Raw genomic sequence first — 12,837 nt, 5'->3', positions numbered from 1 at the left:
GAAGCCGGCTATTTGATCCCCGAATAAACAAACGCTTTCACAATCTGTCTCGAGCAGACCAGATAAACAAGCAGGATGGGGACAACCAGCACGACGTTGCCGGCCATAATGATATGCCAGTTGCTGATGCCTTCGGTTTCCCGGAGCATTGAAATGCCGATCGTCAGCGGCCTGACAGCGGACGAATCCGTCATGACCAGCGGCCAGAAGTAATCGTTCCAATGGCTGACGAAGCTGAACAGCGCAACCGTCGCAAGCGCCGGCAATGACATCGGTGTCATAATGTTCCACATGATTCTATACTCACTGGCATTATCCAGTCTTGCCGCTTCGATGATTTCCTCGGGAATCTGCATGAAGTATTGGCGCAGCAGGAAAATGCCAAAGGCGTTGGACATGAACGGTATGATTTGCGGCAGCAATGTCTTGATGATCCCCCAATCCGCCAGCATCAGATAGACGGGAATGAAGGTCACCTGGCCCGGGATCATGAAGGCCAGCAGTACCATGCCGAACAGCACATTTTTTCCTCTGAATCTGTATTTGGCGAAAGCGTATGCAGCCGGAATCATCACAAGCAGCTGGAGCACGATGACCGACGCCGTAATCACGAGCGAATTCCGCGCATAGGTCAGGAACGGCCCGGCTTGCATCGCCTCGACGAAATTGCCCCACTGCGGCGACGACGGAATCCAGGTAGGCGGAAACGACAGCGTCTCCCGGAATGTCTGGAGCGAGGTCGAAATCATCCACAGGAACGGGAAAATAAATACCGCCAGCACGGCCGCCTTCAGCAGCGCGTTCAATGACATCCGCAAATGTCTGAATTCAAGCCTCAAGGCTTTGGACCCCCTTTCTCGAACTTGTCGGCCGTTTCATTGGTAATGGATCTTCCTGGACAACAGCCGGAAATACAGCAGCGTCAGCAGGGCAATTATAGCCATCAGCACGACTCCCGTGGCGGACGCATAGCCGATATTCGTGGTCCTGAAGCCGTAAATATAGTAGACCAGCGTATTGGTGGCATCATTGGGGCCCCCGCCGGTCATGATCTTGACGGTGTCGAATACTTTGAAGGAACCGATCGTCATAATAATCAGTACGAAAAAGAGCTGAGGCGAAATAAGCGGCAATGTAATTCTGAAGAATACCTGGAGCTTACTGGCGTTATCCAGCCTGGCCGCTTCGAAGAGCGGGGTTGGAATGCTTTGCAGCGCCGCCACCATAATCAGCGTGTAGTAGCCGATACCCTGCCATACCGACACGATGATGACGGACAGCATCGCGGTCCGGGAGCTCTGCAGCCACGGGGAGGCCGGCAGCCCGACCCCCTTCAGCACGTAATTGAGAAAGCCCAGATTCGGCTCCATCAGCCAGAGCCACACGAGCGATACCGATACAATGGAAATAATATGCGGAGTGAAGATGCCGGCCTGCACGACGGCATTCAGCCGGCCTTTCTTGCCGATCCATACGGCGATGAGCAGCGAAATCGCCATCGTCAGAACAACGACTCCTGCCGTGTACACCGCCGTATTGCCCAGCGCTTTGTAGAAATCTCCACGTGTGAAAATCTGGTCATAATTGTCGAAGCCGATAAATTTGCTCTTCGCTTTGTTCATCAGATTGTATTTGAAAAAGCTCAAATATATCAGATAAATGACGGGGTACATGACGAACAGACAGATGCCCGCCATGGCCGGACCGATCATGACATAGGGACGCAGCCCTTCCCATAGCCGTCTTCGACTCTTTCCGATACCCTCTCCTCTTTCCTGCCGTTGTTTCATTCTATCGGCAATCCCGATAGGCGCCATTCACTTACCTCCTTCAATTAATAGCTGCCTGCCGTATCCCATAATGTGCCTGCTATTAAACAGAATACACCGTCATGCCGAAATCCCGAAAAGGCTTAAGCTCCTCCTCCGAGGCTTCCGTCCCGGTAATGAGCGTATGAATGGCGCTGTTCGGAGCTACGGTATGAAGGGACAGCTTGCCGATTTTGCTGTCGTCCGTGACGACGATAATTTCCCGGGCCGCCTTGATCATCCCCTGCTTGGCGGGCACAAGCTGCGCTTCCGGATGCATAAGCCCATGAACGGGATGAATGGCGGGAATTCCAATGAAAGCCTTCTCGACATGAAGCGATTCAAGCACATGATCGGTAAACATGCCGTTGAGCATGTAGCTTGACGGATACAGCTCTCCTCCGGTCAATATTACCTTGACACCGGAGGCATCACGCAGCTCGGCGGCGATATTGATATCGTTCGTCACGACAATAATATTGGAGCGGTGAATCAGATTGCGGGCAATATGAAGCGTTGTCGTACCCGAATCGATAATAATATGTTCTCCATCCTCGACAAGCCCTGCCGCCATCTGGCCAATCCGCATCTTCTGCTCCAGCTGCTTGGACGAGCGTTCGCTGAACGGCGGCTCGTCATGCGTCCACTGCTCGGCGATCACGCCGCCATGCGTCCGTTTCAGCAGACCTTCCTGTTCGATCTCCATCAGGTCGCGCCTGATTGTCGCCTCATGGACATTGAACTGCTGCGCCAGCCCGGCAACCGTAGCAATCCGGCATTGTCTCACATGTTCCACAATTCGCATTTTTCGCTCTGCTGCTAACATATACATCCTCCACACCTGTTCATATTTACTCATATCTATTGTATGATTTTTGTATTTGTTTGCAAGTGTGCGCGTTTTGCTGATGCAAGCCGGGAACGATCCTGCAGCGTGGAGATACATAGTAAGGCGGATATCGTTAAGGAAAATGCGGTCGTATCATACAGAAGACCTTCCTTGTGGGCAAACTGACCGGCTCGCACCGAGAAAGGACGGGCGGTTATCACCACCAGACTCATGCTCGAAAATGTTCATTTACCAGCGGAAGTCGAGCAGAACCTTTGTCCAGCTCCGATGAGCCTCCGCCTCTTTCATGGCACTATCGAAATCGCCGGCGGAAGCAATAACAGTGCGCTTCTCCGGCAGCAATCTGCCGAGCGTGCGTTGACAATCCTGATCCTTCATCGCCGCCAGCACAGGATTGAAATCAGCTCTCGAGCTTCTGCTGCTTCCTCTCATCGTAATTCCTTTCTCCAGCACATCCCTTGTGTTGATCGGCACCCGGTCTTCCGTCACGCCCATCAGGATCAGCTGCCCGCCCGGCCTCAAAATATCGATGGCCTGATTGATTGCGCTTTCGGAAAACCGGCCGCCGGTGCATTCGACTGCGATATCGAAGGAGGGACCGGAAGAGAAATCATAATCCTGAACCAGACTTACCGTTGCAAAATCGAACTGGGCGAGCTTCTCGGGAATAGCCCCGAATACGAGCAGGCGGTCGCGGCCGACGCCATATACATGCCGCAGCACGGCTGCAGCCAGATAGCCGACCGGCCCGTCTCCGAAGACGGCGATCCTTGCGTTTGCCAGCCTATCCGCCACAGGAGAAAGCGCCTGATAGGAAACCGAGCACAGCTCGGCGAGGACGGCGATCTCGTCCGGCACCTCGTCCGGTACGGGAATCACGCATGGGGCGGGCATCACCAGCCGGTTTTGGGCCATTCCGTCCATGCCGCTTCCCAGAAACCGGCCGCGGTGGCAATAGTTCTCGCCGCTGCCAGTGCGGCATGCCGGGCAGCATTGCTCCGGCGGAATGCCGTCCGACAGATAGCCGGGAATATTCGGAACTACCACCACTCTCTGACCGGGCTTCAGCTCGGGCGCCCCGCTGGCAACGATCGTGCCAATACCTTCATGAATGAGCGCCATCGGCAGCTTACGCTCCAAAGCCTCCGGTCTTCTGTTCCCGCTGTAATAGCGCAAATCGGCGTGGCAAATGCTGCCCATCGACGGCTCGACCACGACCTGCCGGTCCGAAACCTCGTGCTCAATCGTCGCTTCGATGATTTGATGCGGCTTGATCAGCCTGTAAGCCTTGGATTTAACCTTCGTTATGCTGTCACTTGGTTGAATCAATCTCTAACCCTCCGCTCGTTATTGCGTTTTTATGATCATAAATGTTCATTTGTGCACATGGAGATAATACCGCCAAAATGAACTATCGTCAATACTTTTTTGAGTGAATATGTTTATTAATATTTATATTTGCTCATATAAGGCGGAAATTAATTTTATAATGTTCATACATGCTCGTTTGTGTCAATCGATTAAGCCATAGGAGTACTTATAAATGCTGTAAGGGTCAAAAAAAACCGGACCGGCACCAGGACTCTCCGGGGCGGTCCATTCCGCCTACGGTCCAGTCCTACTGCCTATCCGGCTCTGCCTCCCTCCCCATTCAGAGGCGGGCGAATATTTCATGCCCCGATCTCTACAGCGCTTCCTCGTTCTTCTCCTCTGCCGTATTTTTGGCGCGGTTAAATACTCGTATCTCCAGATAACTTCCGAATTTTGCGATCAGCGCCGAAATAAAGACCGTAAAAATAACCATGCCGTAAAATCCGGCGCCGATCCCGATTCCCACACCCCCGACAAACAGTATCATCGACGCCGAGGTCAGCCCGCTAATCTTGAGGCCATTCTTCAGTATGACGCCTGCGCCCAGAAAACCGAGTCCCGATACGATCTGCGCAGTCAGACGCATCGGGTCCATCATTGTTCCGTCGCTGCCGGTGCTGAATTTTTCGACGCTGTATATGGAAATCAAGGTAATGAGCGTACTCGCCACGCAGACGTACATATAGGTTTTCAATCCGGCGGGCTTGCTCTTCGATTCGCGGTCCCAACCGATCAGGAATCCGAGAATAGCGCTCAGAGATACCCGCACATACATTTCATAATAGTCTTTCATATGCATCTTGGCGTCCATCAAAAGGCCATCCAGCATATGACCACCTCCTTTTTTAGTATTTGGACAAAAAAGGCCATCCGCCAAACAGCGGAACGGCCCATATATCCAAAAACCAGAAAGTATAAAAATTTGGCCTTGCCTTTTCTGATATTCCTGAGGGAAGAAACTTGCTGCGCAACCAAAGGACGGCGACAGCCGTTTCTTCTTGGCCGCGGGGTTCTACGGCCGGAGCAGGTGAAATAATCCTGAAGGCATTTCATGGATGAGTGCCGCACATCAAATGCTTGCCGGAACTGAAATCAAAAAATTCGTTTTATTATTTCTTCAATCGGCCCAGTTCCAATAATGAGCTCCAGTACGGCCAACAGCGCCAAATGGGCGGGATAGAAGCTTCTCCACAACCATTTTGGCATGCGCCGCCGCTCCACCTGCTTGAATATCTCGGGCCAGTAGGCGATAAACACCGTCGAGAAGATGCTGAAGAGCTCCAGCACCCAGCTCTTGAGAATAATAAACAGGATGTTCAGGCCAAAATGTCCGAGCACCATAAAATGGCTTGTCGTATAGGTGTAAATGAGCACCAGCAGCAGCCCGTAAGCGCCATAATCGAAGTCGAGCACCTCCATGACGACGGCCGCTGCGATTGCGGCGGGAATCCAGATGCTTTTCCTCCAGTTCTCGATTCCGTACAGCACGACGAGGCAGACAAGCAGCGTTCCTGCCGCATTCACCCCAACGGTACCGAGAGCAAATGTGAAGGGCAGCTGGGAAATTAACGCAATCCAGAACAGACGCCGCATGTACAGCTTCATATTGCTCGTCCGCTTGTATCCCAGTACAATGCAGTAGGCGTAAATAGGGAACGCGATCCGGCCAATCACCCGCAGAATTGTCAGATCCTTGAAGAAGGTTACGCCAAGATGGTCGATGAGCATCGTCACCATGGCAATCAGCTGCATATGCTTTCCTCTTTTCCTTGTAATTGTGCCGATCGGCTCCATTCCTCTATATAATGCCGCATATGTCCGCTACTTTCAAGGATACGCTGGGCTGGCCCGCTTCCTGCACCTCTGCCTCGTCCCGCCGGCGAGAGTAACATAAAAAATCCCGCCATCGCTTATTGTTTACAAGCGAAAGACGGGATTGCCGTGCGGCCGGCTGTCAGGATTGCTGCGATTTCGCTTCCATCCTGCCGGATAGCAGGACGCTGCCCTCGTAAAGTACGATCAGCGGCACGTAAACGAGCAGTATCGATACGGCATCAGGCGGTGTGATAACGCCTGCGACGATAACAAGCACGAAATACGCGTAACGGCGAAACTTGCGGAGCATGCGCGGCTTTAACAGCCGCAGCTTCGTCAGAAACAGCACAACGATGGGCAGCTCGAACATGAGCGCTATCGGAATCGTAATGTTGAACAGGAAGGAGAAATACTGCATAATGCCATAAGTTTCGGTCAACTCGAGCCGATGCGCGACACTCGAAGTGAACATAATCGCCATTCTGAAGACGATAAAGTAACCGAAGGCGAGACCCGCCAGAAACAGCAGCAGCGCGGCGGGAATAAACATGAACGAGACCTTCCGCTCCTCCTCCATGAGCCCCGGCTTCAGAAACAGCCACAGCTGGTACATGGAGAACGGAAGCGATACGACGGCTCCGCTGATGAATCCGACATTCAAGTACAAGCGCAGCGCATCACCCGGCGAAAAAATATTCCAGGCCAGCCGGTCTGCAGGCGGCATGCTCTTCATCCATTCGATCAGCGTCTGCGCCGCAATCAGCCCAGCCGCCACGCTGACAAGAAGCGCGGCCAGCGCGAATACGATTCTTCTGCGCAAGTCGGTCAAATGCCCGACAAGCGTCATCTCACCTTTACGCTCCCGGGTTCCCTGCCTGCCCGGAGAAATTCCGATCATGAATTGCGCGGCTCAGCCGCCTTGCTCCCCGCCTCATCCAAAGGCAGCTCCTTATCCGGTTCTCTGGAAGCCGACAGCGCTCCTGTTGTAGCGTCTTTGAATTCGCGGAACATTTTTCCGAAGCCCCGTCCAAGCTCAGGCAGTTTATTCGGCCCGAACAACAGAAGAGCCACCAAAGCGATTAAAATAATATGCCACGGCGACAGCATACCCATGATTTATCCCTCCCGCTATGTTTTTGCGAAGTCATTATCATAGAGAATCATAGAAACGAATTCTTGTAGAAAATAGTCGCTTTCCGGCTGCCGGCCGCTCCCGACGCGAAACCGAAGCTTAGACGGCCTGTGCTCTCGTCGTTCGGATTCGTCAAGCGAATGGCCATGCCTTCCGGCTCCCGATAGGCCAGCGACACCCCGGCCTGGGTATGGAAGCGGTCCACCTGTGTGCCCGTATTGAGATCGACGGTGGTCAAATACGTATTGCCCGGCGACGGGTTCGAGGTGCTATAGGCGGTTCCATCCAGGAGGTACAAATATTTGCCGTATACGCAATAGCCTTGAAATACACCCAATGTCGCGGGCTGATAAACGCTCGCGATTGCGGTACGGCCGCCGGCTTTGAAAGCCTGCAAATTGTATACGTCAAAGCGGGGGTTGGTCGTCGCGTCCCGGTAGCGGACAATCAGATTGCCATGGTAATTATCGATATTGCAGGTGTAGCTGTAGTTGCCCGTGCCCGGCACTGTATATTTGGTCAGAGACGGATCCGTATTGTACAGCGTCGTGCCATTGGCAAACGGGAACCGGCATATTTTCGAGCCCCAGCTGTCCGCTCCATCGATGACGCCATCCGTCTCTGTCCACAGATAGGCCGAAGTGCCGGACGGCTCCACGCCGATCGATACGCCGTGGCCGAATCCCTTCAGTGCCATCTGGCCGAGAATCGTGCCTGTCATGCTCAGCTTCGTCACGGTCAGATCGCCCGAGGACGAGGGCGAGCCGTACGTAATCTGCACCGTATAAATGGCATTGTTGACGCTGTCGAACCCGAAGGACTGCATAACTGTTGCGCTGCCGAGCGACACGTCGCGGAACATTTCGCCGCCCGAGCCGCTGAGCGAGAAGCGCGGACTGTTCGGAAGAGCCGCGGCAGCCGCTCTGCTTCTGCCGCCGCCAAGCGCGATGCCCGGGAACATCGCCGCTGCGGCGATCCCTCCGCTCAGCATCAGAAATTTCCGCCGGCTGAAGCTTTTGTCCGATAGTGAAGCCGACTCCTGCTCCGCCGAAATGTTTGCGTTTGCATCACTGGCTCTTTCTTCCTTCTCCTTGCCGGTCTCCATCATGATTACACCTCCGGTATGAATGTATGTTCGCCTTACATCGTCAGTTTATTGAAAATCACGGCAGCGGAATAGAGTAAAAAAACCGATATCGGCGGTAAAATATCAACTTTTTCGCTTTACTGCCAAATTATGATAGAGCCTTGCGAATGAGCGTTTGCCGGGACAGACGCAAGCAGCGCGCCGCGAAAACCAGGGTATTATCTTGACAATACCAGCCAATCGTCAACTTGTTGCAATATATCCGTTGCGCCTGCCGGCAGGCCATTTATAATGGACGGATAACGGGAAGCCGGAGCACGCGACGCGGAGCTTGCAGGAATTGCCTGGCCTGCAGCTAAATCCTGCCCGTATTGGGGCGACGCTGCCTCATCATCGAGAAAATCAAACGGAGAAAGGAACGGTACAATGTACAGTCTGTTGATAGTCGACGACGAGCCGAGAATCGTAAGCGGCCTCTACGAACAATTTCTGGATTGGAAACCGGAAGAGCTGAACGTATACCGCGCGTATTCGCCCCTCGAAGCGCTGGCGATCCTGACAGGCTCCAAGATGGATATTGTCCTGACCGACATTCATATGCCCGGGATGAGCGGGATCGAGCTCCAGCAGAAAATTCATGAGCGCTGGCCGCGCTGCAAAGTCATTTTTCTGACGGGCTACAGCGATTTCGATTATATCCAGTCGGCCATGCGAAACGGCGGAATGGACTATATTCTGAAGGTTGAGGGCGACGAACCGATACTTGCCGCCGTCGGCAGGGCAATCGAACGGCTGAGGGATGAGCGGGTGTCCGACAATCTGCTGCAGAGGGCAAGAGAGCAAATGCAGGCGGCAGGACCGATGCTGCGCAAGGAATATATATCCGGGCTGCTGCAGGGGGAGCTGAGTGCCAAGGCCGTCGACCGCGACCGCTTCGAGGAGCTGCAGATTCCGCTGTCGGCAGCGGAAAATGTATTGCTGGCGGTAGGCCGGGTCGACCAATGGCCGGACGATCTGCGTCCTTCGGACAAATCGCTGCTCATGTATGCCATACAAAATGTTTCCGGAGAATACATGAATACGCTTCGGGTGCTTTCGATCCCGACCAATCCCTCTCGCCTCGTATGGCTCATTCAGCCTGCAGCGGGAGACGCTGGATCAGGGAGTGTTGCGGAAACCACGGGATGGGAGGCTTGCGCCGCCTTTGTTCACGGTACGATGTCCGATATTCAGGATGCGTGCCGGACGACGCTGAAGCTGCCGCTATCGATTGCCATCAGCTCGGTCTGCTGCCCGTGGCCCACCGCGGCTGCCCAATATATGCGGCTGGAGCAGCTGCTTCAGCGGGGGTTCGGTCAGGATATGGAGATGCTGCTGTCCGACGCGGTGCCGGCTCCCTCATCCCTGTCCCCCGAGCCGGCCTGTCTCACGAAGCAGGATATCGCCCTTCGGCTGAAGGCGGTCAAACAGCTGGAAGCCCTGCTGCTGGGCGGCCAGAAGGATGAATTTTTCGTTTTGTACGAGGACATTGCGGAAACCGCCCGGACTCTGCAGATATTCCCCGCGTTCCAGCCGTTCCTGGTTGAGCTTGAGTACGCCTTCGCCTCCCTTTTTCTGTCTTACATGAACCAGTGGGGGCTGCTGGAGGCGGTAACGGTGTCCAGGGAGGCGGGAACGCTGCTTCACAGGGGAGCATTCGTATCGTGGGCGGAGACCGAGGAATATTACCGGGAACTCTCCTGCCGGTTGTTTGCGCTGAGGACGGGCGAGCAGCAGGACCGGACGCAGAAGATTTTGACGATGGTGAATCAATATATCGAGCAGCATCTCGCCGAGGACCTGTCGCTCGACAAGCTGGCCAACCATGTCTACCTGCATCCGACCTACCTGTCGCGCCTGTACAGGCAAATGACGGGTACCCGGCTGTCCGACCGGATTAAAGAGCTGAGACTGAAAAAAGCCAAGGAGCTGCTGGCCGCTCCCCGGCTAAAAATTCATGAAGTATCGGCCAGCGTCGGATTCGAGTCAGCCCATTATTTCACCAAGGTGTTCAAGAAGGAGCTGCATATGACACCGCAGGAATACAGGGACCGCTGCTGCACGGAACAGAGTTAGCTGTGCCGTGTACGAACCATTTTCTCAAGTGTGAAAGGACTTCCAGAACTCCCCTTCCGTGTCGATGATATCCTTGATCTGCGCAAAAGGAATTGTAAAGGTCGGGAACCCCGCGACGTATGGAGCGATCTCATAGGGCTCGAAATATAAATGGAGTGCATCATCAGTCACATAAAACGGCTGGTCCGGCCGTATGCCGGTATAGCTGCCCGGGAATACGTACGAATATTGCGGGTCCTCCCTGATTTGTTTGCCGACTATATCGCTTAGTACCTTCACATAGTCGCTGCCTGGCTTAAACAGGTCCTTTAGCGCATACATGCGGCCATTGGTCAGATTCAGGATCGCATATGTTTTCGTTGGCATGCCGTGGGCGGCGCCAAATGGGAAATTATAGCCATTCAGTACTAGCTCCAGCAGCTTCTGTTTGTAAAACGCGACGTCGAAATCGCCGGAATATGAATAATCGAGTTTTTTGCTGGCGGGAACCGGCTTGACCTGGGACATTTCCTTCAGCTTGGCGTTAACGGTCCGCTGCGCGGCTTGATTCGCCATCCCTTCAACTTGCGGGTAATAGACGAGATAATCGGCATTTGGCTTATATTTCTCCTCTTTCACAAGATAAGGAGGCTGGAGCGGGATAACCTTATTTTGCTGCCAGACGACGCGTCCGGCACGGGTCAAATAAGACAGCCGCTGATCGACGAATGCCTTGATCAGGCCGTTCTCTTCCAGTGTAAGCGTACCGCTGCCCTCCACGCGCGGATAACCCGGCGCAGGCTTGCCGCTGCGATCGATAAAATACGTTTGCTTCGCGTCGTAGACCGAGGCCAGACCGTCCTTGAAATTGGAAACGTCATTATACAGGAAGTCCGACAGCCGTTGGCCGTTCCAGTCGGCGATGGCGAAGACCGAGCCGACGAAGGGCTGCTCGGGGTCGACCGCCCGGCCGAGCGCCAGCCGCTCATCTCCCAGATCCCGGATGTCGTTGTACTCAGGCTTGACAATGAAGGCTCCCTGCTTGTCGATGACACCGTAGCTCGATTTGTAATCCTCAGCCGTATTGACAATGGCCCGGCCGTCATGGAATGCAAATGCCGACGAATAGGATGGCTGGATCACGACAGTCCCGCGCTCGTCGATATAGCCGTATTTGCCGGCGGATTCCTGTTGGAAGGCGAGCAGTCCGTCGCCGAGCGGTCCCACATAAGCATACGGATAGGTGGCGAGTCTGCGTCCGTCCGGCCCAATGAGCGCATATTCATTGTCCTTGATTTTTACAACTGCCTTACCAGCTGCAAAATCATTCGCTTCCTCGAACTGTGCCGGAATCGCTTCGTTCCCCCGGGAATCCAGATAGCCGAAAAGACTGATGCTGCCATCGGCATCGCCGCTGCCGCCGCCTTCTGTGACATAGAAGACCGCTCTCCCGTCCTGCATGTCCGCGATAAACGGGTACGCCCGCTTTGTCAGCACCGTTCCTGTCTCGTCGATCAGCCTGAACCCCTGGCTGTCGATTACCGCCGCCCGGTCTTCCGAGAACGGGCTGATCGAATCATAGACAGGCTTCGCAACGTAATTCGATGATGTGTCGATAACGCCGTAGCTCCCATTCTCGCTGACGATTGCGAGGCCATTCTGCTGGAAATCCCGCGCATCGTCGTATAGGGGGAGAATCGCCATCCTGCCGCTGCTGTCAATATAGCCCCATTTCATCCCGCCCACCGTTTTGAGCGATGCCGGGAACAATCCTGCCGCCCGCGGCATGTTCATCAGCTCCAGCATCTGCCTGATGTTACGCTCAAGCGCAAGCAGCGCCTCGCGGGAAGGATAGGGCTGGGTGAAGCCGAGCGCCCTTCGGACAGACACCAGCGCATCCTGCGGCATGCCGGCGCGGTACTGCGCATCGGCAAGGTAATACCAGTAAAACGGGTAATCCGGATACTGCCGAGTCATTCGCTCGTAGTAGCGGACGACCCCCGGGAAATAATAAAAATATACATCCGGCGCGGGCACGAACCTCCCGTTGTCCCACCTCAACACCTCGACGCGGTATGCCTCCCCCGTGTCGTGGATCCAGAGCGCGATTTCCGCTTTGCCGTCACGCCCGTCAAGGCCCGGCATATCCATCACTTCCAGATAGCTGAAGTTCATATCGGCGGGAGCCGCATCCTTCAGCCCTTCCCGCGTCCACTCGTAGACCGACAGCTTTGACCAGATCGAGCCGATCTGCCAGCCGACGATCAGATTGTTCAGGCCTGGTCTCATGACGGGCGCCGCCGTCAGCAGCGTTACGCCGTATCCCTGCCCTTTCACATTCGCGGCAATCTCCCACATGCGGTCCCGGGATTTCAGCACAAGCAGGTAAAGCTCCCCATTCAGACGGTAAACAGCTGCGATTTCCGGTACCCGATCCCCGGTTAAATCGGCAGCGTATGCCGCCGCATGCGCAGCAGGCCCATTGATCATCATCAGTTCCGCACCCGCCGGCAAATGGGCCATGGCGATCTGCGTCAGCTGCGGTTCGTTAACGGCCATGTCAGCATCCTCCCCTATTCCCGCATTCTTCGCCTAATGGTATGCAGTCTGCCGGCAGATATGCTTGCTTGCGGAGGAAACATGGTCAAATCCTTTTCGTTTCTGCGGCTGCTTGTATCCC

Annotated in this window: 11 protein-coding genes; 1 reads left to right on the top strand and 10 read right to left on the bottom strand. The window is 54.6% G+C overall.

Annotation, left to right across the window (positions count from 1 at the left end):
- Positions 1-8: 8 nt before the first annotated feature.
- The 9 genes from AC0YNV_RS07140 to AC0YNV_RS07100 form a co-directional block, all read right to left on the bottom strand.
- Positions 9-812, bottom strand: a complete 804-nt coding sequence (locus AC0YNV_RS07140; RefSeq protein ID WP_210040328.1) for a carbohydrate ABC transporter permease — start codon at positions 810-812, stop codon at positions 9-11.
- 63 nt (positions 813-875) lie between these two features.
- Positions 876-1,712, bottom strand: a complete 837-nt coding sequence (locus AC0YNV_RS07135; RefSeq protein WP_475767324.1) for a carbohydrate ABC transporter permease — start codon at positions 1,710-1,712, stop codon at positions 876-878.
- 160 nt (positions 1,713-1,872) lie between these two features.
- Positions 1,873-2,634 carry a DeoR/GlpR family DNA-binding transcription regulator gene (locus AC0YNV_RS07130; protein ID WP_475767003.1) on the bottom strand — a complete coding sequence of 254 codons (762 nt, stop codon included), beginning with the start codon at positions 2,632-2,634 and terminating at the stop codon, positions 1,873-1,875.
- 252 nt (positions 2,635-2,886) lie between these two features.
- A complete protein-coding gene (locus tag AC0YNV_RS07125; protein ID WP_475767001.1) occupies positions 2,887-3,987 on the bottom strand; it encodes an alcohol dehydrogenase catalytic domain-containing protein in 1,101 nt (366 codons plus the stop codon).
- A 355-nt stretch (positions 3,988-4,342) separates the two neighbouring features.
- Complete coding sequence (locus AC0YNV_RS07120) at positions 4,343-4,858, bottom strand: MgtC/SapB family protein (RefSeq protein ID WP_379113192.1); 516 nt, start codon at positions 4,856-4,858, stop codon at positions 4,343-4,345.
- Between the two features lie 263 nt (positions 4,859-5,121).
- The gene (locus AC0YNV_RS07115) at positions 5,122-5,781 is read right to left on the bottom strand and encodes a TraX family protein (protein WP_475766999.1); all 660 of its coding nucleotides are present in this window, start codon (positions 5,779-5,781) and stop codon (positions 5,122-5,124) included.
- 202 nt (positions 5,782-5,983) lie between these two features.
- Positions 5,984-6,742, bottom strand: coding sequence for a twin-arginine translocase subunit TatC (gene tatC / locus AC0YNV_RS07110; RefSeq protein ID WP_475766998.1), 759 nt, complete (start codon positions 6,740-6,742; stop codon positions 5,984-5,986).
- Complete coding sequence (tatA, locus tag AC0YNV_RS07105) at positions 6,739-6,957, bottom strand: twin-arginine translocase TatA/TatE family subunit (protein WP_379113194.1); 219 nt, start codon at positions 6,955-6,957, stop codon at positions 6,739-6,741. The genes tatC and tatA overlap by 4 nt, the downstream gene beginning before the upstream one ends.
- A 47-nt stretch (positions 6,958-7,004) precedes the next feature.
- The gene (locus tag AC0YNV_RS07100; RefSeq protein ID WP_475766996.1) at positions 7,005-8,084 is read right to left on the bottom strand and encodes a phage baseplate protein; all 1,080 of its coding nucleotides are present in this window, start codon (positions 8,082-8,084) and stop codon (positions 7,005-7,007) included.
- A 405-nt stretch (positions 8,085-8,489) separates the two neighbouring features.
- Between AC0YNV_RS07100 and AC0YNV_RS07095 the strand changes: the two genes are divergently transcribed.
- Positions 8,490-10,178: a response regulator gene (locus AC0YNV_RS07095; protein ID WP_475766995.1), complete on the top strand. Its 1,689-nt coding sequence runs from the start codon at positions 8,490-8,492 to the stop codon at positions 10,176-10,178.
- Between the two features lie 24 nt (positions 10,179-10,202).
- Here AC0YNV_RS07095 and AC0YNV_RS07090 read toward each other — a convergent pair whose 3' ends face one another.
- Entirely contained in the window at positions 10,203-12,716 is a 2,514-nt protein-coding gene (locus tag AC0YNV_RS07090; protein ID WP_475766993.1) for a WG repeat-containing protein, read from the bottom strand.
- Between the last annotated feature and the right edge of the window lie 121 nt (positions 12,717-12,837).

The organism is Paenibacillus sp. JT31N11 (assembly GCF_056269285.1).
Note: the sequence above shows the minus strand (reverse complement) of the source record. Positions and strands in the feature narration are given on the sequence as shown.